The organism is Lentisphaera araneosa HTCC2155 (genome assembly GCF_000170755.1).
Taxonomy (GTDB): domain Bacteria; phylum Verrucomicrobiota; class Lentisphaeria; order Lentisphaerales; family Lentisphaeraceae; genus Lentisphaera; species Lentisphaera araneosa.
In genome coordinates this window covers 67,676-87,405 of sequence record NZ_ABCK01000005.1, presented here as the reverse complement: position 1 = coordinate 87,405, position 19,730 = coordinate 67,676, and the positions used below count along the sequence as shown (strand labels likewise).

15 protein-coding genes are annotated in these 19,730 nt (G+C 42.7%); 6 read left to right on the top strand and 9 right to left on the bottom strand.

Annotated features, from left to right (window positions below; genetic code table 11):
* Window positions 1-36 precede the first annotated feature (36 nt).
* The gene (locus tag LNTAR_RS06145) at window positions 37-1,071 is read right to left on the bottom strand and encodes a DUF368 domain-containing protein (RefSeq protein ID WP_007277790.1); all 1,035 of its coding nucleotides are present in this window, start codon (window positions 1,069-1,071) and stop codon (window positions 37-39) included.
* A 263-nt stretch (window positions 1,072-1,334) separates the two neighbouring features.
* Here LNTAR_RS06145 and carB point away from each other — a divergent pair, with 263 nt between their 5' ends.
* A complete protein-coding gene (carB, locus tag LNTAR_RS06140) occupies window positions 1,335-4,574 on the top strand; it encodes a carbamoyl-phosphate synthase large subunit (protein WP_007277789.1) in 3,240 nt (1,079 codons plus the stop codon).
* Window positions 4,575-4,773: 199 nt separating this feature from the next.
* Entirely contained in the window at window positions 4,774-6,039 is a 1,266-nt protein-coding gene (locus tag LNTAR_RS06135) for a condensation domain-containing protein (RefSeq protein ID WP_007277788.1), read from the top strand.
* Window positions 6,040-6,045: 6 nt separating this feature from the next.
* Here the strand turns inward: LNTAR_RS06135 and murA are convergent, their stop codons facing one another.
* The 5 genes from murA to LNTAR_RS06110 are packed head-to-tail and all read right to left on the bottom strand — an operon-like array spanning window position 6,046 to window position 10,702.
* Window positions 6,046-7,326 carry a UDP-N-acetylglucosamine 1-carboxyvinyltransferase gene (gene murA / locus LNTAR_RS06130; protein WP_007277787.1) on the bottom strand — a complete coding sequence of 427 codons (1,281 nt, stop codon included), beginning with the start codon at window positions 7,324-7,326 and terminating at the stop codon, window positions 6,046-6,048.
* A gap of 2 nt (window positions 7,327-7,328) precedes the next feature.
* Window positions 7,329-8,009: a YdjY domain-containing protein gene (locus tag LNTAR_RS06125; RefSeq protein ID WP_007277786.1), complete on the bottom strand. Its 681-nt coding sequence runs from the start codon at window positions 8,007-8,009 to the stop codon at window positions 7,329-7,331.
* A gap of 3 nt (window positions 8,010-8,012) precedes the next feature.
* Complete coding sequence (locus LNTAR_RS06120; protein ID WP_040914363.1) at window positions 8,013-9,011, bottom strand: NAD(P)H-dependent glycerol-3-phosphate dehydrogenase; 999 nt, start codon at window positions 9,009-9,011, stop codon at window positions 8,013-8,015.
* Complete coding sequence (plsY, locus tag LNTAR_RS06115; protein WP_007277784.1) at window positions 9,005-9,637, bottom strand: glycerol-3-phosphate 1-O-acyltransferase PlsY; 633 nt, start codon at window positions 9,635-9,637, stop codon at window positions 9,005-9,007. The genes LNTAR_RS06120 and plsY overlap by 7 nt, the downstream gene beginning before the upstream one ends.
* Window positions 9,638-9,640: 3 nt before the next feature.
* Window positions 9,641-10,702 (bottom strand): rod shape-determining protein, encoded by a 1,062-nt coding sequence (locus tag LNTAR_RS06110; protein WP_007277783.1) that lies wholly within the window; start codon window positions 10,700-10,702, stop codon window positions 9,641-9,643.
* 485 nt (window positions 10,703-11,187) lie between these two features.
* Here LNTAR_RS06110 and LNTAR_RS06105 point away from each other — a divergent pair, with 485 nt between their 5' ends.
* From LNTAR_RS06105 to LNTAR_RS06090, 4 genes are read left to right on the top strand one after another with little or no spacing between them, the layout of a single operon-like run.
* A complete protein-coding gene (locus tag LNTAR_RS06105) occupies window positions 11,188-13,194 on the top strand; it encodes an RNB domain-containing ribonuclease (protein ID WP_007277782.1) in 2,007 nt (668 codons plus the stop codon).
* A gap of 3 nt (window positions 13,195-13,197) precedes the next feature.
* The gene (locus LNTAR_RS06100) at window positions 13,198-14,019 is read left to right on the top strand and encodes an inositol monophosphatase family protein (protein ID WP_007277781.1); all 822 of its coding nucleotides are present in this window, start codon (window positions 13,198-13,200) and stop codon (window positions 14,017-14,019) included.
* A gap of 35 nt (window positions 14,020-14,054) precedes the next feature.
* Window positions 14,055-15,263: an FtsW/RodA/SpoVE family cell cycle protein gene (locus tag LNTAR_RS06095; RefSeq protein ID WP_007277780.1), complete on the top strand. Its 1,209-nt coding sequence runs from the start codon at window positions 14,055-14,057 to the stop codon at window positions 15,261-15,263.
* Window positions 15,253-16,329, top strand: a complete 1,077-nt coding sequence (locus LNTAR_RS06090; protein WP_007277779.1) for a UDP-N-acetylglucosamine--N-acetylmuramyl-(pentapeptide) pyrophosphoryl-undecaprenol N-acetylglucosamine transferase — start codon at window positions 15,253-15,255, stop codon at window positions 16,327-16,329. The genes LNTAR_RS06095 and LNTAR_RS06090 overlap by 11 nt, the downstream gene beginning before the upstream one ends.
* Here the strand turns inward: LNTAR_RS06090 and LNTAR_RS06085 are convergent.
* From LNTAR_RS06085 to LNTAR_RS06075, 3 genes are read right to left on the bottom strand one after another with little or no spacing between them, the layout of a single operon-like run.
* A complete protein-coding gene (locus LNTAR_RS06085; RefSeq protein ID WP_007277778.1) occupies window positions 16,326-17,030 on the bottom strand; it encodes a PD-(D/E)XK nuclease family protein in 705 nt (234 codons plus the stop codon). The genes LNTAR_RS06090 and LNTAR_RS06085 overlap by 4 nt on opposite strands.
* The gene (locus LNTAR_RS06080) at window positions 17,027-18,022 is read right to left on the bottom strand and encodes an NAD-dependent epimerase/dehydratase family protein (protein WP_007277777.1); all 996 of its coding nucleotides are present in this window, start codon (window positions 18,020-18,022) and stop codon (window positions 17,027-17,029) included. The genes LNTAR_RS06085 and LNTAR_RS06080 overlap by 4 nt, the downstream gene beginning before the upstream one ends.
* Before the next feature lie 33 nt (window positions 18,023-18,055).
* Complete coding sequence (locus tag LNTAR_RS06075; RefSeq protein WP_007277776.1) at window positions 18,056-19,720, bottom strand: 2-isopropylmalate synthase; 1,665 nt, start codon at window positions 19,718-19,720, stop codon at window positions 18,056-18,058.
* Window positions 19,721-19,730: the final 10 nt, after the last annotated feature.

Genomic DNA, 19,730 nt, shown 5'->3' with positions numbered 1-19,730 from the left:
TCTAGTGAAAAGGTCGCCTAAGGGCGGCCTTTTTTATTAGGCTTTATTGCCCTTTCTTATAATGAAGAGGGAGAGGCCTAAGCTGAAAGCAAAAATTATTGCTGCTTGCAGAAAAGTACTGGAGCTAAAATCTGGCAGGGTGTTGTAGGCGCGAGGGATCCATTTTCCTTTATTGGCAAGGACAGAGCCGTCGGCATTGAGCATGTCGATTTTGAAGGGCCACAAAACATAGAGTGAGCTCGCAATCATTCCGGTGAGTAAAGCCATGGTGTTATCGTGGAATTTTTCTAAAGCTTTGTGGATGACTCGACTCATGATCCCAAGCCCAAGGAGACAACCGAGTGCAAAGATGCAAAGTAAACTAATTGTTTGAATATTCGAGAAGTGTGCGACCAAGCTTAGAGCCTCGGCTTTGCTCTCTGATGTTCGACCTGTCATTAAGGATATGAAGCGGGTGATTAAACCTAGTACGAAGATATATTGACCGAGTAGCATGAGGATGAAGGATCCACTAATGCCAGGGAGGATCATTGCGCAAATCGCAATGAAAGCTGAGCTGAAACAAATCCACGTAGCTTGGGTGAAGCTGATCGCTTGATGGGAGGAGGAGACATCTCCTTTGGCGGCCAAGGTACTGCCCACAGTAATGGCGAGTCCAATTAAGAAAAACAGGTATGAAGAAGTCTTGCGTTCTTTAATCATTCTCCATGGTAGAAAAATAGATGGGATGATGAGGCCTAGGAAGCAGGAGAAAGTGAGCTCTGTATGATTGATAATTAAATAAGGTATAAAACTACTACCTATAGCGACCGCCGTAACGACGCCTGCGCCTAGTGTGAAGAGAAAGAGTCCATCGATTTTTTTGAACTCATTTAAAAAATCGCTGCGCCCTTGTTTTGATGTACAAAAGAAGATTTTTTTCAATAGATTAATAATGAGAGTGGGGGAAAGGTTCTTAAGAGCATTGATCAGTCTTTCGTATATCCCAACGATGAGCGCGAGAGTTCCTCCGCTAATACCGGGGACAACATCGGCACTTCCCATTAGCATCCCTTTAAGGAAAATTTTCATATCTTTTTCTGGTCTCCATGATTTAATTGTCAGAATATAATCAAAGAGTATTTATTTACTCGTCATAAAAGAGTTTTTTCATCATAAAGGTGATCTGAGGGTAGACTTATTAGACCTTCTTAAGGGATTCTTTTTTAAGACTTTGTGAGATGGTAAAAAAAGCCTTCTAAAAAAAAATATCTACCTTGCAAAAATGCGTCCTTAGTTTCTATTTCCTTCGATATAGATAAAGCCTTAATTTTTAGATTTTAAGAGAGTCCTAGATGCCTAAACGCAATGACATAAAAAGAATTTTACTCCTCGGATCAGGCCCCATTGTTATTGGTCAAGCCTGCGAATTTGATTACTCCGGAACTCAAGCTTGTAAAGCACTCAGAGAAGAAGGTTACGAAGTTGTTCTCGTAAACAGTAATCCTGCAACAATTATGACCGATCCAGAATTTTCTGATCGTACATACATAGAGCCACTCACAACTGAATTCCTTGAAAAAATCATCGAACGCGAACGCCCCGATGCGGTTCTGCCAACACTCGGTGGCCAAACAGCACTTAATGCAGCAATTGCTTTGCATGATGAAGGTATTTTAGAAAAATATAATGTAATGATGCTCGGTGCGACACCAGACGTTATTGATAAAGCAGAAAACCGTGACCGTTTCCGTGTATTGATGGAAGGTATTGGTCTCGATATGCCACGCTGTGCTACGGCAACTGATATGGAAGGTTGCTATAAAGTCCGTGAATGGTTAGGTGGAGAATATCCCCTTATTATACGTCCGAGTTTCACTATGGGTGGATCTGGTGGCGGTATTGCTTACAATGATGAAGAGTTCGATCGCATTTGTAAAACGGGTATGGACATGAGTCCTACAAATGAAGTTTTGATTGACGAATCTATTCTCGGTTGGAAAGAGTATGAACTCGAAGTTGTTCGCGATAAAAATGATAATGCGATCATTGTTTGTTCAATTGAAAACTTTGACCCCGTTGGTGTTCACACCGGTGACTCAATTACAGTAGCTCCCATTCAAACTTTGACTGACCGTGAATACCAAATCATGCGTGATAAATCAATTGCCGTTTTGCGTGAAGTTGGCGTAGAAACTGGTGGTTCAAACGTTCAATGGGCGGTATGTCCAAAAACTGGCCGTATGGTTATTATCGAGATGAATCCACGTGTGTCGCGTTCATCGGCGCTCGCTTCTAAAGCAACGGGTTTCCCAATTGCTAAAATTGCAGCAAAACTCGCTATAGGTTACACGCTCGACGAATTACAAAATGACATTACTAAATCGACTCCCGCTTGTTTCGAGCCTTCAATTGATTACGTTGTCACAAAGATTCCTCGTTTCACTTTCGAAAAGTTTGCGGGTGCTGAAGATTCACTTAATACACAGATGAAATCTGTTGGTGAAGTGATGGCAATCGGTAAGACTTTTAAACAATCTTTTCAAAAAGCTTTACGTGGTATGGAACTTGGTCGTTTTGGTTTCGGTGCCGATGGCAAAGATGCTCCTTTTGAAAATGCCAGTGATGAAGAGATCAAAAGATTACTCGAAGATCCAAACTCGCAGCGTACTTTTGCTCTTAGAGCGGCGTTCAAGCGTGGTTGGTCAATGGAGAAGGTTTTTGATATTTGCTTTATTGATCCTTGGTTCCTTAGTCATTTAGAAGAATTAGTCGCCTACGAAGATGAAATTAAATCAGCGGGTGATTTGGCCGGTTTAAGTGCTGATATCGCACTCTTCCGTCAAGCTAAAGAGTTTGGTTACTCGGATCCGCAAATTGCTTACCTTCTTTTTACAAAAGCTGACGAAGTACGTGCTGCTCGTAAAAAGATTGGTTTAACTCCATCTTACAACTTAGTTGATACTTGTGCAGCTGAGTTCGCGGCTGTGACTCCTTATTACTATTCGACTTATTCTGAAATCAATGAAGTTCGCCCTTCAAATGATAAGAAGACGATCATGATTATCGGTGGCGGTCCCAATAGAATTGGACAAGGTATTGAATTCGATTACTGCTGCGTTCATGCATCTTTTGCACTCCGTGAAGCAGGGTTTGAAACAATCATGGTTAACTCCAATCCTGAAACTGTTTCTACAGATTACGATACTTCAGATAAACTTTATTTTGAGCCTTTAACTCTAGAAGATGTTTTAGCTATATATGAATCCGAAGAATGTGATGGCGCTATTGTTCAGTTTGGTGGTCAAACTCCACTTAACTTGGCTGCGGACCTAAAAGCGAATGGCGTTAATGTTATTGGTACAAGTCCTGAAAGTATTGAGCAAGCAGAAGACCGTGATTTCTTCCAAAAGCTCGTTACTGAATTAGATATTAAACAGCCAGCTAATGGTATTGCGGTTAATGTTGAGCAAGCAGTAGCCATTGCCGATAGAATTGAATACCCAGTTCTCGTTCGTCCTTCTTTTGTTCTAGGTGGTCGCGCAATGGCGATTGTCTATGATGAACCCGAACTCCGTAAATATATGGAGACGGCCGTAGATGTTTCTGATGATAAACCAATCCTTGTAGATAAATTTCTTGATGACGCAGTGGAAGTAGATGTTGACTGTATTTCTGATGGTGAAACTTCTGTTATTGGTGCCATCATGGAGCACGTTGAACCCGCAGGTGTTCACTCAGGTGACTCAGCTACATGTATTCCATCAATGACTCTTACAGACAGTGTTAAAGATGTGATTCGCCAGCATACGTATAACTTAGCAAAAGCTCTTAAAGTTCGTGGTCTCATGAATATTCAGTATGCTGTGCAGAGTGGTGAAGTTTATATTATTGAAGTGAATCCCCGTGCTTCACGTACAGTGCCTTATGTATCTAAAGCAATTGGTGTTCCAATGGCGAAGTACGCTTCACTTGTAATGGCGGGTACATCACTCAAAGAACTCGGTTTCACGCAAGAAGTTGAAGCCAAGTACTGGTCTGTGAAAGAAGCTGTATTCCCATTTGTTAGATTCCCTGGTCACGATGTGATCCTTTCGCCAGAAATGAAATCGACTGGTGAAGTTATGGGTATTTCTGATAACTCTGGCTTAGCTTTCTTAAAAGCTCAGGTTATGGCCGGTAACAAGATCCCTCAAGGTGGCGCTGTATTCATCACTGTAATGGATCGCGATAAGCCGAAAATTGTTGAGCATGCGAGAGATCTTGTTGATCTTGGTTACGAACTTTATGCAACTCAAGGTACGGCTACTTTCCTTTATGAGCAGGGCGTTAAAGTGAATGCTCTCTTCAAAATTAGCGAAGGTCAGCCCAATACTTTAGATCTCATCAAAGATGGTACGATCAAGTGGATTATCAATACCCCAACGGGCTCTCAACCTCGTAAAGATGAAGTCGCCATGCGTGCGGCAGCCATTATGAATGGTGTCCCAATGACGACTACGATTCCAGCACTTGCTTCTGCAGTGTCGGGCTTAAAGCACTTAGGTGCAGGCAAGTCATTTGGTGTCTTAAGCTTACAGGAAATCCACTCCTAAGAGTTTAAATAAGTTTTAAAGCCCAGCTCGCAAGAGGCTGGGCTTTTTTTTGACTTGTGGTATTTCAAAGTTGTTTGCCGAAAACACACCAAAAAACAAGAAAAAAAACATTTTATTTTACGAGAACCGTTTCATATAAAGAATGTTAAGAATATATTAAGATGTATCTTTTGATAATTCATTTTTTAGGTGTAAAAATATGTTAAGACAATTAAGTCCTACGGAGCATTCTTGGCAGAGAGTGGGGGAGCTTGATTCAAACAATTTTATCGTGATTGCAGAACTCAGTGGAGCTTTAAATGAAGCTTTGTTACATGACTCGCTAGTTAAACTGATTCAATCACAGGCTATACTTAGCTATGATATTGCTTCTAAGGGCGATAAACTTTATTACGTTCAAGGGGAATTAGAAGATGTACCCTTAGAGAGTTATTCTGTAAAAAATAAAGATGAACGCAATTACATCATCGACAAATGTCTCAATACACCGATCACAGCTTGTCCATTTTGGAACCTGAAAATCATTTCCATAGGTCGTTATCAACATAGTTTAGTTTTAAGTTTTAATCACATGTTAGCCGATGGTCGTGCAGGGGTGAAATTCTTTGATTACTTATTGAAATCAATGGCTGATAGCAACTATGAAATACCTCAATCTGAACCGATTAAAAGTTTTGAGCATTCCTATTCTCAGCAAAAAGATGTAATGCAAACTTTGAAGACTTATTCTTGGGGGATCAAAAACAAATTTGCGAGGAAAGCTCTTATTCCAAGTTCAGTTGAACCTAAATCAAGCACTTCAGCATCTACCTCGTATGTCAGCAAGCGTATTGATTCAGCTAGCTTAAGTAAAATTTTATCCTTTAGTCGACTCTATGAAGCATCTTTCACCTCGACTGTAACAACAGTTTTTCTAAATGAGATTGCAAAAAAATATGACCTTCATAAGCCACTTCATTCTTTCGTTGCAGTGGATACACGCCCCTATGCAAATGATAGTGACTATGAGGCCTTAAATTATGCAGTTGGAACGATAGAAGTGGGTTATAAATTTGGCAAATCGACTAAGCTATCTGCAGTTACGGGACAGTTTAAAACAGAGTTCAATGAAAAATGTACACCCATTCAATTTGCTTTTGACAAATTTGTTCGCTCGATGGCAATAAAGAAGTTTCCAGAAGCTCCAAAGTTCTTAAGTGCAGTTCAGGAGAATCAAAATGCTGTTGGACTTGTAACTAATATCGGTGAGACGGGTTTACAGAAAGAGTATGGTCAAATGAAGCTACTTCATTGCTATCATATTCCAGCGACTCATTTAGTGAATAAACCTTTTTACTGCTTAGCAACTTCCACGCATCAGAATGAAGTGGTTCTTAACTTGTCCTTCCCAGCAAATCTTGTCGATCGCAGTGAAGCTGATGAACTTTTAAATTCGATCATCAGCTCCTTGCAAGAAATTTCTTAAAGTTAATTAGTTAACTCGTTGAACTCTCGCACCGAGCTGTAGGAGTCGGCTTTCAATATTGGCGTAACCACGGTCAATCATTTGAATATTCTTGACGGTACTTGTACCGCTTGCGCAGAGGGCGCCTCCAAGTAAAGCCATGCCAGCTCGGATGTCTGGGCTGCTGAGAGTATTGGCTCTTAGTTTTGCAGGTCCGCTGATTACCACGCGGTGAGGGTCACAGACAATAGCGTTTGCCCCCATGCTAATGAGGCGGTCGACAAAATAGAGTCGGCTCTCAAACATTTTTTCAAAGAAGAGTACCGTGCCTTCTACTTGGCTCGCTAAAACAATCATGCAACTCATCATATCTGAGGGGAATTGAGGCCAGGGGCCATCGTCAATGACTGGGATAGCGCCACCAAAATCAGCTTGGATCTTTCTAGGAGAATTGGGGTCAATAGAAATCTGGCTATGTTCCATATTGAGTAGGATTCCGAGGCGTTCAAAAACTCTTCGAGCCATCCAGAAGTCGGATTTGTTAGTGCCCGTTACAGTGATCTCCCCGCCAGTGGCTGCACCGAGAGCCAAGAAACTGGCTGCCTCGATATAATCACCACCAATATGGATGTCTCCGCCATCGAGAGAACTGACGCCATCAATTTCTAGGCAGTTGGTTCCTAAGCCCTTAATTCTTGCCCCCATATTAATAAGCATTTCGGCGAGGTTTTGAACGTGGGGTTCACTCGCGGCATTGCGGATCCAGGTTTTCCCTTTTGCGACGACCGCAGCCATCAGGATGTGTTCGGTTGCGGTAACACTTGCTTGGTCAAAAAAGAGGTCGGAGCCAGAGAAGCCGTCTTTGGCTTCAAAGACAAAAGCAGGAAAAGAGTCGGTAAGCTTAGCACCCAGTTTTTCCAAGCCATAAAAGTGAGTATCTAAGCGACGACGTCCAATGACATCGCCACCGGGCGGGTGAAGTTCAACTTTCCCCGTGCGGTATAAGATGGGGGCCACGAGTAAGATGCTCGTACGGATTTTTGAGCAGGTTTCATGGTCAAGAGAAGATTTACTGAGATCTTTGGCGTGGATAGTGACTGAATCGGCATGTCTTTCAATGCTAGCTCCCAGAGACTGGAGAGCTTCAAGCATGTGTTTGACGTCGAGAATATCGGGTAAATTGTGGAGAGTGATGGCTTTGTCGGTTAAAAGGCAGGCGGCAATCATGGGGAGAGCTGCGTTTTTATTGCCAGAAACTTTTATGCTGCCATTGAGGGCAGTGCCACCTTCGATAATGAGTTTGGACATAGTTATTCCTTGCGAAGACTTAAGATGATGTTGACTTTAGAAAATTTATGCATAGCAATATTTTTCTTGTTGAGGCTGAATAAGTCACCGGCATCATTCTTGGGGTGGATAATGTCTAAGATGGCATCGTCTTGGTGCCACAGGGAACATATCTTACCACTACCTTGGGCTTGGAAAAATTTGTTGTGTATACGGGAACCGAGAAAGTAAAAGCCGGTGCGTTTCATGGGTTTTTCTTCAGCATTAAGCCAGGCTTCAATATTGCGTCGGACTTTCTTTTTGTTGGCAGTGTATTCAACTTCTATGTCAATGATAGAGCCTCGTCGTCCTTTTTGTTCGCGTGGTATAGTGTTATCGGCACCCAAAACGATGAGCATGAACTGGAGATGGAAAGCTTGGATTTTGGTATAAAATAAACTTTCGTGTATCAGAGCATCACTACTTGTTATGAGGTATTCTTTATTGTGCTCGCTGCCAACAATGTATTCAGCAGGAAAACGCAGCTCTGCAGCTTTGGCATCAAAGAGGATGCCGTTGAGTTCGATGTTTCCATTGCTGTGTTTTACGGGGCGAACTACAGGGTTTTTTCCAGAGTATTGAACATTGCGATTAGGAGCATCTTGGAATGAACTACAGAGGAAAAAAGCTAATAAAATAAGCTTATAGCGAAGAGCCGTCCTCATTGATTAATTGCGTTCCTGTTTAGCGTCACGAGTCATTAAGTAGTTAATGGCTTCGGCAGCAGAACGATCTTCGTAGAGAACCTGATAGCATTGTTCAATAATGGGGACTTCAACTTTGTATTGTTGAGCGAGTTGGTAAGCGCTTTTAGTTGTGGCGACACCTTCGGCAACAGAGTGGCCGAGTTTTGCTTTGATATCGTCCATACTCAGACCCTTGCCAAGCATCTCACCCACACTACGGTTACGGCTGTGCTTACTTGTACAAGTCACAATGAGGTCGCCAATTCCCGAAAGACCATTAAAGGTTTCTTCAAATCCACCGAGTGCGCGACCTAAGCGAGCCATTTCTACATTGCCTCGAGTCATTAATGCAGCTTTTGTGTTATCGCCTAGACCTAAACCATCAATCACACCTGCGGCAATCGCAAAGATATTTTTGAGGGCGCCGCCGAGCTCTACGCCCACTAAATCCGAGCTCGTATAAACGCGAAAGTTTTGGTTCATGAACACATTTTGAACCATTTTTGCTAGGTAGTTAAATTGTGAACTAACAACCACCGCGGTAGGCATGTTTTTGATGAGTTCTTCAGCGTGACTGGGTCCAACTAAAACACAGAAGGGGTGACTTTCACCAAGTATTTCGGAAGTAATTTCACTGATTCGTTGGAGTGAGCTGACTTCAATTCCCTTGGAGACGTTACAGATGGGAGCCGTCGTTTTATGCTCCTTGAGCATTTCAAGGCTGTGGCGAACGTATTGAGTTGGCGTAGAAGTTACAATGAGGTCGGTATTTTCGATCGCTTTTGCGAGATCCGCAGTTAAATGCAGTGAGTCCGGCAGGGGAAAGCCAGGAAGGTAGCGAAAGTTTTCTCGCTTTGCTTCCATCGCATCAGAGTATTCTTGTGATCGTGACCAGAGGTGTACATCGTGATTATTATCGCAGAGCGTCTTGGCTAAGGCAGTGCCCCAGCTTCCAGAAGATAAAACAGTGATTTTCATGATTTCTTCTCCTTCTTTTTAAAGCAGCTTTCAGTGCCATTACAGAGTCGTTTGATGTTAGCTTTGTGCATATAGGTAACAAGTAGCGCAAGTATAATTAACAGGCTGATCTGAGCTGGATTGGTCTCAATGAAATTGATCTTATTGAGCAGTATGGCAAAAATGGGGACCGTAATGGCAGCTATGATACTGGCGAGAGAAACGTAGCCTGAGGCTTTGAAGCAGAGAAACCAAACTGTTAAAGCAAGGATAACTGCGGGAGGGCAGAGGGCCATGACGGCGCCAGCACCTGTGGCAACACCTTTACCGCCTTTGAAATTTAGGAAAATACTAAATATATGTCCTGAGATTGTGGCAGGTAAAGCAATGATGGTTGCGGTGTTCGCAAGTTCAGGATGATTTTTCGTGAAGTAAAAGTGAATCATTAAGACGGGGATTAGGCCTTTTAAAAAATCAAGGATAAAACAGCTGTAGCCCCATTTCTTACCCAGAGTTCTTAGGACATTCGTGGCGCCGATATTGCCGCTGCCATGTTGACGGATATCAATGCCATGTATTCTTGATAGGATTAAACCAAAGGGGATGGATCCGCATAAATAGCAGATGAGGATTGTCACGAGGTAGGGCATTGCTTAGCGGTACTTTTTGTTGCGCTTGGCTGCTTCTTGGGAGTTTCTAAAGAGCGTATCCATATTCTGAAGCGCAGAACCTGTACCGTTAGCCACCGCACAGAGGGGGTCATCAGCAACGGTTACTGGGAGGCCAGTTTCTTGGCGAAGTAATTTATCTAAGCCACGCAATAGGGCGCCACCGCCAGCGAGATAAATGCCATGGTCAATTAAGTCAGCTGATAGCTCAGGAGGGCAGCGGTCAAGAGTTTGACGAACAGATTCTGCAATGGCAGTTACTGGGGGCATTAAAGCTTCGCGGATCTCTGTGCTCGTAATGGTGATGGCTTTTGGTAAACCAGCGAGTTGGTCATTACCACGAACTTCCATTGTTAGTTCGCCTTCTTCAAGAGGGAATGCAGAGCCAAGATTAATCTTGATTTGCTCAGCCATTCTAGGACCAATTTTTAAATTGTAGTTATTCTTTACGTGATTAGTAATAGCCATGTCCATGGCATCACCACCAACTTTAACACTTTTACTTTCCACGATGCCGGCAAGTGAAATCATGGCGACTTCAGTTGTGCCGCCACCGATATCAACAACCATGTTGCCGGTTGGGTCGGCAACAGGAAGGCCAACGCCAATAGCAGCTGCCATGGGCTCGAAAATTGTTTCTACTTCTCCAGCACCAGCCTTTTTGGCACTTTCTTTGACGGCACGCATTTCAACTTCATTGATTCCTGATGGAACGGCAATGAGGACACGGGGCATGGTGAGGTTGCGTGCGCGGGAGTGAACTTTGTTAATGAAATAGCGTAACATAATCTCGGTGATGTCAAAATCAGCAATAACGCCATCTTTCATGGGGCGAATCGCTCTGATGGAACCTGGCGTTCTACCTAGCATTTTTTTCGCTTCAATACCTACGGCGAGAGCCTTTCCGGTATCTTCGTGTACAGCAACTACACTGGGTTCATTAAGGACGATGCCTTGATCGCGTACGAAAACAAGGCTGTTTGCTGTGCCAAGATCGATACCGATATCTTTGACAAAAACTGATCTGATTTTATTAGCTAGACTCATAGGAAGTTGATTTTAAAATTTAAACAAGTCCTAAGATAGTTCATTAATGGCTTTTGCAAAAAAGCCACTCAATAAAAATGATCAAAAATCTAGGTAATTTGTGACTTAGCAAAGATTAATGACAGTCAGGTGCTTTGAGGAAGAAAAAACTGCCGCCCGGAGTGTTGGGAGTGTAAATAGGAGGGAGTGAGGAGTGGACGGCAGTTTAAAGTGTATTTACTAGATCTTTTAAGTCGCCGCCCCGGGGAGTGTCAATAGGAGGGAGTGAGGAGTGTTTGGGACGGCGACTTAAAAGATCGTTTGAAATACTCGTTCGTTTTCCTAATATTATAATATTCATAAATATACGCATTTCAAACGTTTTTTGAATAAAATATTAAGAAAAGGTTAATTTATGCAGAAAATAAGTTCTTCCTGCTTGATGCTTTGAGTTTGAAAAGTATGCCCGCGAGGGCACTTTACGCCAAATTTTATTAAGGATAAGAATGACAGAAGAATTTTATGGGCTGAGTGCTTACACGGACGGAAACCAATTAAGACTAGCTTATGTCTTGGGGATAGAGAAAAAAAAGGCCAAGTCTTTAATTGCGAGCGGACGCACAATTCCTTTGCCATTAAAGAACGTTTTATTTAGTTTTAATGAAAAAGTGAGCGAAGATGACTTTCGTTTAAACCACCCGCAGTATGAAGAGAAGATAAAATCATTAGCCGCTGATGTTGACCTTGGGATGCTGTGGGAGATGCTGGAAGGCGAAGAGTGTAAAGTTTTCACCTTAGATGAGCTCTGCGATTTTTATTTTTCAGAACTAAGTGATTACCTGAAAGCGGGTTTATTTGATGTTTTGTCCCAAGATATAGTTTACTTTAAGCGCCGGCTTGCTGAATTTACGATTCGCGACCAAGAGCAAGTTGAGGCTATTTTAAAGAGTCGAGAGAAAAAGCGCCTTCAAGAAGAGTACGAAGCTGAGCTTGGACCCTGGGTTCAGAGTGTTTTGGAAAGTGATGAGGATTCCACTGTCGAAGTTCCTGGAAAATTTAAAACTTTTGTCGGGCAATTAGGTAACTTGATTTGGCTGAAACAGAGTTCTGATGCCTCGAGGTTTTTAGATAAACTGATTGGCAAGTCTCCCTTGAGATTAAAAGCTGTCGAGTTTTTGATGAAAACAGGGCAGATTAGTAAAGATTGTGATGAACACTTAGTGATAGCAGGAATACGCCCCGATTTCTCCCAGAAACTCCTCGCGATGGCTGAAGAGCTGGATTTTGATTCAACAGGTCGAAATGACTTGGGTGAAGACTTTTATTGCTTTAGTATTGATGATGAATCAACTTCAGATGTGGACGATGTTCTCAGTGTTGAATATCTAGAAAATGATTTATTTAAAATTGGGATTCATATCGCAGACGTTAGTGCCTATATCGCCAAAGCAAGCACCTTGGACCTAGAAGCAGAGCACAGGGCCACGAGTATTTATTTACCAACTGGAACAGTGAATATGTTTCCTGCGGAATTAGCCACTCATAAGGCATCTCTTCTTCCTGGTTCGCCCAAGCCTGCGCTGTCTTATTACGCCACTTTGACAAGTGATGGGGAATTGAGATCTACCCATATTGAAAGAAGTTTAATTCAAGTTTCTGAAAAATTGAGCTATCGTTATTGTGATGGAGTCCTAGAAGGCGATGAAGAAGCAAAAGAAGACTTAAAAAAAGATCTTGATATTCTAGCGAATTTAGCAGATGAATTGATACTCAAGCGACAAGAAAAGGGAGCGATAACTTTTAATCGACCAGAAAATAAAATTACCATTGTCGATGGCGTGGTTGATATTACTGAAGTAAGAGCTCATTCAAAGAGTCGTGCATTAGTGGGTGAGTTTATGATTCTCGCGAATAATTTAGGAGCGCAATTTTGTCGGGACAATGAGATTCCAGCCTTATATCGCGTTCAAGAAAAGTCTGATGAACAAGTGGCGATGCCCGAGACGTATGATCCGGTATCTTTTGATGCAGCGATTAAGTGTATGAAAAAGTCCCGTATGACCCCTTACCCCTCAGATCATGCGGGCCTGGGTTTGGATTGTTATACTCAGTTTACTTCTCCGATTCGTCGCTATAGCGACTTGATGATGCAAAGGCAACTTATCGCCTTTTTAGAGGGACGAGATTTGGTTTATACTGAAGATGAATTATTAGAAATCAAATCAAAAGCTGAAAGTCGTTTGGGGGAAGTAAGAGATGTACAAAGGCAGTCAGAGAACTTTTGGCTTTACACGTACCTCGAACAATCAAAGATTGGAGAGACTTATTTGGCGACTGTGGTCAATCATTTAAATGGTGGCCTATTAGTCGAATTAGATGGACTGACTCTGCGCTTAAAATTAAATCACGGTAAAAAGCTTGAGATTGGTACTCGTCTAGAGGTGAAAATTCAACTAGTCGACCCTAAACTAAATCATGCAAAATTAAGTTTAGAATCAATCTTGGACGAATAGGGTATGCTTTTAGAGCTGGATAGATACAAATTTATTGAAGAAGTCGAGCGCTTACTTCAGGGAGTCGGAGATTTCCAATTAGATAATTTCCGAGATTTAGAAGTTCAAGAAGAAGAAAAAGAACCACGTGAATTGGTGTCATTTGTAGATCGCCAAAGTGAAAGTATGCTTTTTGAAGGCTTAAGTCCACTCTACCCCGAAGCTGAGTTTTGGGGCGAAGAGAATGGCAAGCGTGGCGAAGCCGATTGGATGTGGTTAGTTGACCCACTCGATGGGACGACGAATTATCTCAATCACTTAGATCAATTTTCTATTTCTGTGGCACTCCTCTACAAAGGAAAACCTCAGTTCGGAGCGGTATACAAGCCTATAAGTAGTGAGTTTTTTCATGCCTTTAAAGGCCTTGGTTTTTTCCACAATCATAAACAACTGCATTCACTTCAAACTCAACGTTCCTTTGAAAAGGCAATGATAGGGACGGGTTTCCCTTATCGCTCGCCCGATTTAAAAGACCAGTTTTTCTCCTTGATTGAAGATTTAATGCCGCGTTGTCGAGGTATCAGACGTTTTGGTTCAGCAGCTTTAGACTTGAGTTATGTGGCAGCAGGTTGGTTACAGGGTTTTTGGGAAAGTGATTTACAACCCTATGACGTAGGTGCGGGTTTGCTCTTTTTGGAAGAAATGGGTATGACGGTAAGTAATCACAAAGGCGAAGCTTACGATATGAATGTGGATCGCATGTTAGTGACGGCAAAACCGGAAGTGCATAAAGAGTTATTAGCTAGAGTCGCTGATCATTACGGTGAAGAGGGTTTACAGTTTTAGTTTATGTTGAATGATCTTCATCTAGGGGTCCATTAATGGAAAAAGCACCTTACCGTCCTCAGTTTAGGGTGATCATGCTCGTGAGCGTTTTCTTGCTGATTTGCTTTAGTTTACCGATGCTCTATTCGACGAGTGCTCCTGTGCATGGTAATAAATACTTCTTTAACCAATCCCTTTTTGTATGTATTGGTGCGACTCTCGCATTTTTCATTCAGTTCATTGATTACAATTGGTTATGCCGCAATGCCCGATGGTTTCTGGTGATTTGTTGTGTGGCTTTGCTGTATTTGGTTTTAGCCAACATACTGAGTAAGGCAGGCTACTCAGATATTGCGAAAAAATTTCCACTGATCAAAGCGATTAAAGGCTCCTATCGTTGGTTTAGAATTGGAGGCTTTGGTATTCAGCCTGCGGAGTTTACCAAGATTGCTTTGGTGCTCGTTTTGTCGGAGTATTATCACCATAATATTAAACGCGTCCACGAGCTTAAGTGGGGTTTCATTTTTCCAGCGCTCATTGGTGGCTCGGTAATGATGTTGATTATGTTGGGTGGTAGTTTATCGATGACAGTACTTACGGGCACAGTGATAATAACCGTAATGTTTGTTGCGGGAGCTCGTATGCGTTGGTTAGTAGGCTGTGTAATTATGGGCATAGTGGGCGTTTTTTCTGTGGCGATCATATCTCCGGTTAGAGCGGCGCGATTTGAGTCTTTTCTAACTCCGGAAGAACTTTCGGCTGATAAGGGTTACCAGCTTTGGCACTCATTGCTATCTCTCGGCTCGGGAGGTTGGACGGGGCAAGGTTTTTCTGAAAGTCGTATGAAAAATGAGTATCTCCCTGAAGCTCATACAGACTTTATTCTCGCAATTGTGGGAGAAGAGCTGGGCTTCTTATGTATTTTATTTGTCTGCTTTCTCTACCTATTATTTTTAGTTTCATCACTTAAAGTTGCGGGACAGGCACGTAATGTTCGAGGCGTCATTCTCGCTTCAACTCTTGGTTGTACGGTAATTCAGCATGCTTTCGTTAATATGGGAGTGATTTGTGGCTTGCTTCCCACGACGGGTATTACGGCGCCATTTATTAGCTATGGTGGATCGAGTATGGTTTCGGCTTTTATCTCAGTGGGTTTATTATTGAGTGTGGATCGTATGACTTCCACTGGGGAATACGTACCTGACAAGCCTTCAAATAGTCACGTGAAAGGTCCTTTAATCCTGCCCGGAGAAAATGTTGAGTAAATTAATCGTATCCTGCGGTGGGACAGGTGGGCATTATTACCCAGGTTTATCTATTGCAAGGAAGGCGCAGGATAAAGGGCTAGATGTGAGCCTTTTCTTGACTGGCAGACGAGCCCCTGGCCAAGCAGAGATTGCTGAAGAACATGGTTTGAAATCAAATTTGGCGAGGGCCTTAAGTCTGCCTAGTATAAAAAAACCATGGCGTATCCCACTTTTTGCTTGGCGATTCTATTGTGATTACTTGAAGGCCAAAAAATTCCTACGAGAAGAAAAACCTGATGCCGTTTTGTTTATGGGAAGTTTTGCGGGTGTTCCCTTGGGCTTAGCTTGTGCCAGTTTGAAAATCCCCACCTTTATCCACGAAGGCAATGTGTGGGCAGGTAAAGCTAATCGTTTTATGTCGAAGTACGCACAAAAATTCTTGGCGAGTTTCCCATTAAAGAATGAGTCGGCGATTCAATGCCCCACAGTAGTTGTGGGTATGCCCATACGTCCTGAGTTGCTTGAGGAGAATTTTAAAAAACCGGATTTTATCAGTCATCTGAACGATGAAGATCCTCTAGTACTATGCTTTGGCGGTAGCCAGGGGGCAGAAGCGATTAATAAAATGCTTCGGTACGCATATGATGTCATGAACGCTCGTAAATATAAATTGCAGCTCGTGCAGTTAACGGGATCTGATGATAATGCTGAACTCATTGACTTTTACGGTAATTCTCCAGTTGCTGTAAGCAAGCAAAGCCAAGAAATGGGGGCTCTTATTAATCGTGCTAATGTGGTCGTTTGCCGAGCAGGAGCCTCGAGTATAGCGGAGCTCATTCATTTTAAAACTAAGGCAGTGTTGATTCCCTATCCCATTGCGGCGGAAGATCACCAGGAGATCAACGCAGATTACGCTTGTCAATCAAATGGTTTTTATAAACTCCATCAATCCGAAATTGATCAGTTTAGTTTGGCCAATGCCATTGAGTTACAAATGCGACAAGATAAAGAGCTTGATTTTAGTATGATTGATTATCCCGATGCAGCAGATAAAGTTCTAAAAGAAATTTTCCCTAAAATCTAAAGAACCTCAAGCATCTTGTGTATGGTGCTCTCCAAGTAATCACAATCAATCACGTTCGACTTAGTCTCATCGAGGTGCAGGATGATTTGACGATGAATTTTACAATTATAGTTATTCTCTAATAAATAACGGTAGAGGGAGAGCTGGGCTGAATAATGATTGAAGTTGCAGTCATCTAATTGCTCACTGGCAGGGTGAATGCCTCTTTCGCCTCTAAAGGCGCGTTTATTAATACGCTTATTCGTCTTCCAGTCGAAAAGCAGCAGTGAGCCTGACTTTTTATGCTGAGCAATAAGGTCAATGGTCCCTGCAAGTTTGAGTTCTTTGCAAAAGATGATGACTTCTGGATAGAGAGTGAATTTTTCGAGGTCGATATTTTCTATTAACCAATTTTTCCCCGCAATACCCTTATCTTCTTTGGGCTCTGCACCGCTTAAGATATACTCTTCGAGTTCTTCGTGAACTTGTGTTCCATGATCTGCAGCAGCCGTCCATTCATCTTTTAGTTCTTCAATGGTCATTTCGGCGTATTTAGGTACAGAGGATACGAGTTTTTGAGCGACGGCATCGGCATTAAAGGGGGAGAAAAATTGTTTGATAAAAGTGGTACATGAGGTGAATTCTGCACTGGGATCTGACTTGAGCTTGTACTCATGTTCTTCTTTTAAAAGGTAGATATCGTCAGAAATAATATGACTCATACAGTTCCCGATTCTTTGAGCCAAGCTAAAGTGCGTTTTAAACCTTCTTTATTGTCTATTTCAGGTGCATAGCCAAAATCTTTTTTCGCCGCAGAGTTATCAAAGTAATGAGCTTTGGCAAGTTGAGCCGCAACAAAGCGAGTCATGGGCGGTTCGCCCTTTAATTTGAAAGTTTTGTAGATCCATTCGAGAATAGCACCAATTTTTGCGGCCTTTGCATAAGAGAGGCTACCATTGGGCGGAGGACACTCACTTAAACTGAGGATCTCGCGGATCCATGGCCATAGGCTCACGGGTTTCGGATCAGAAATAAAGTAGGCTTTGCCGGCTGGTTTTGAACTCTTGTCTAATTCACTAGCGACTTGGAGGTGGGCTTTGGCAGCATTTTCTACGTAGGTGAGGTCAACTAAGTTTTCTCCATTGCCCACTTGCTTAAGTCTTTTACTTTTTGCTTTTTGAATGAGTCGGGGGATGAGGTGCTGGTCTTCGGGTCCCCAAATTAGATGTGGGCGAAGTGAACAGGTTTTGAGTTGCTCGCTATTAGCTTCCAGAACGATTTTTTCACCTTCAGCTTTTGTCTTGGGATACGTGGTTAGGTACTCATCCGGGTAGGGGAGTGATTCGTTGCCATTTTCAATAGCGTCAATTCCAAATACGACTGAAGGTGAAGACGTGTAGATTAGCTTACTAACTTTTGCGCTCAAACAGGCGTTGAGCACAGACTGCGTTCCTAAAGTATTGACTTTATGAAAGAGTTCTTCATCACCCCAAACACCTGCGATGGCCGCAGTATGAAAAACATTGTGACAGCCTTCCATGGCACGGGTGAGTTTCATCGTTTCGTTGATGTCACCCTGAACCCAAGTGCATTCACTTAGGTCGCTCGGAGGCTGAGAGCGATTATATAAAACAACTTCTTGTCCTTGCTCGAGGAGTTGTCGAGCTATATAGCGACCAAGAAAGCCACTTCCGCCTGTAATGAGATGTTTCATATAAGAAATCCCGCCCGAAGGCGGGATAAATGATCAACCGATTAGCTTGTTAACAGCAGCGATAATAGCTCGTGCTGCCGCATGGTTAATATTGGAATGATAACCAAAACCAATATGAACGCTACCATTATCGCTGTTTTTAACTGATATGCTCGAAACAGCTTCTGCTTGAGCAGAATCACCAATGGAATCTTCGCCGAAGTGTTCGAGAACAAAATCAGGGATGTCGAGTTTTTTAAGAGCAGCAACAAACGCAGATATGGGGCCATTGCCAGTAGCTTCATGTGTGAAAGTCTCGCCTTTAAACTCAACTTCAATTTTAGCATTGACGATTTCTGATTGATCTTCGTCAGGGTAGGGCCAGTAATTGTTTAAGACCAACTTTGGGTTTTTAGGAGCGATATAGGCTTCTTCAAAAACTTTCCAGACTTCTTGCGTCGATACTTCGCGACTCACTTCTTCAGCATAAGCTTGAACTCGCTTGGCAAAATCAACTTGAACAAAACGTGGAAGTTTGATGTTATGCTCTTTTTCAATGATGTGAGCAATTCCACCTTTGCCCGATTGGCTATTGATGCGGATGAGGTTTTCAAATTCGCGACCGACATCAGCTGGGTCAATATGCAAATAAGGGATTTTCCAGCGCCCAAAAGTTTCCATGAGTTCATCTTTGCGTAAAGTGGACTTGTGGATAGCGTCTTGGTGTGAGCCAGAGAAAGCTGAGAATACCAAAGAACCGACATAAGGATGACGTTCGTGAGGAGGCATATTTGTAAGCTCTGAAATCTGTTCAGTGATATTCATTAAGTCTGAGAAGTCGAGCCCCGTATCAATGCCGAGGTACTGCAAGTTCAAGACAAGAGTGATTAAATCGACGTTGCCAGAGCGTTCGCCTTGGCCAAAGAGTGTGCCTTCGACACGGTGTGCGCCAGCTTGGATCGCAAGTTGAGTCGATGCAACAGCACAGCCCATATCATTGTGAGCGTGAAGTGAAATGATCGCCTGCTCAGATTTAAGCTTGCGTTGAAAGAGCTCAATCATATCGGCGTAATGAGTCGGTGGACGACGTTCAACTGTAGCAGGAAGGTTCAAAATCACTTTTTCATCCGCTGCAGGTTGCCATTGTTCGATAACGTGATCGCAGACTTCTACAGCGAAGTCTAAGTCCGTGTCAGTGAATTCTTCTGGAGAGAACTCCAAATAAAACGTACTCTCTTTGAGTTTACTGGCTTCTTCTTTAATTGACTGCACGGTAGCCGTACACATCTCAAAAACTTCTTGATGTGATTTGCCGAGTACGTGTTCGCGGTGAAGGTCACTCGTGGCTACGTAGAAATGCACCGTAGCTTTTGGAACATCGCGCAAGGCGTCCATCGTTTTTACAACGAGGTCAGGACGAGCAGGAACGAGTACAGAGATCATCACGTCATCTGGGATGACTTTGTTGTCGATCAAGTGACGGCAAAAGTCATAGTCGTCTTTTGACGCAGAAGGGAAACCAATTTCGATTTCTTTAAAGCCAATTTTTACGAGGATATCGAAATAGATTTTTTTCTGTTCAAGCGTCAAGGGATCGGGAAGTGCTTGGTTACCATCGCGGAGGTCAACTGCACACCAAGTGGGTGATTGAGTGATTTGCGTATCTGGCCAGGTTCTATTTTGAATGCCAATTTCTGGGATAGGTGAATATTTTTTCATAATCTTATAT

Bases quoted from the DNA above. Each gene is read 5' to 3' on its own strand.
- LNTAR_RS06110 (WP_007277783.1), bottom strand. From the start codon at position 10,702: ATGAGTCTAGCTAATAAAATCAGATCAGTTTTTGTCAAAGATATCGGT.
- LNTAR_RS06145 (WP_007277790.1), bottom strand. From the start codon at position 1,071: ATGAAAATTTTCCTTAAAGGGATGCTAATGGGAAGTGCCGATGTTGTC.
- LNTAR_RS06135 (WP_007277788.1), top strand. From the start codon at position 4,774: ATGTTAAGACAATTAAGTCCTACGGAGCATTCTTGGCAGAGAGTGGGG.
- LNTAR_RS06095 (WP_007277780.1), top strand. From the start codon at position 14,055: ATGGAAAAAGCACCTTACCGTCCTCAGTTTAGGGTGATCATGCTCGTG.
- LNTAR_RS06090 (WP_007277779.1), top strand. From the start codon at position 15,253: ATGTTGAGTAAATTAATCGTATCCTGCGGTGGGACAGGTGGGCATTAT.
- LNTAR_RS06075 (WP_007277776.1), bottom strand. From the start codon at position 19,720: ATGAAAAAATATTCACCTATCCCAGAAATTGGCATTCAAAATAGAACC.
- LNTAR_RS06105 (WP_007277782.1), top strand. From the start codon at position 11,188: ATGACAGAAGAATTTTATGGGCTGAGTGCTTACACGGACGGAAACCAA.
- LNTAR_RS06085 (WP_007277778.1), bottom strand. From the start codon at position 17,030: ATGAGTCATATTATTTCTGACGATATCTACCTTTTAAAAGAAGAACAT.
- LNTAR_RS06125 (WP_007277786.1), bottom strand. From the start codon at position 8,009: ATGAGGACGGCTCTTCGCTATAAGCTTATTTTATTAGCTTTTTTCCTC.
- plsY (WP_007277784.1), bottom strand. From the start codon at position 9,637: ATGCCCTACCTCGTGACAATCCTCATCTGCTATTTATGCGGATCCATC.
- LNTAR_RS06080 (WP_007277777.1), bottom strand. From the start codon at position 18,022: ATGAAACATCTCATTACAGGCGGAAGTGGCTTTCTTGGTCGCTATATA.
- LNTAR_RS06100 (WP_007277781.1), top strand. From the start codon at position 13,198: ATGCTTTTAGAGCTGGATAGATACAAATTTATTGAAGAAGTCGAGCGC.
- carB (WP_007277789.1), top strand. From the start codon at position 1,335: ATGCCTAAACGCAATGACATAAAAAGAATTTTACTCCTCGGATCAGGC.
- murA (WP_007277787.1), bottom strand. From the start codon at position 7,326: ATGTCCAAACTCATTATCGAAGGTGGCACTGCCCTCAATGGCAGCATA.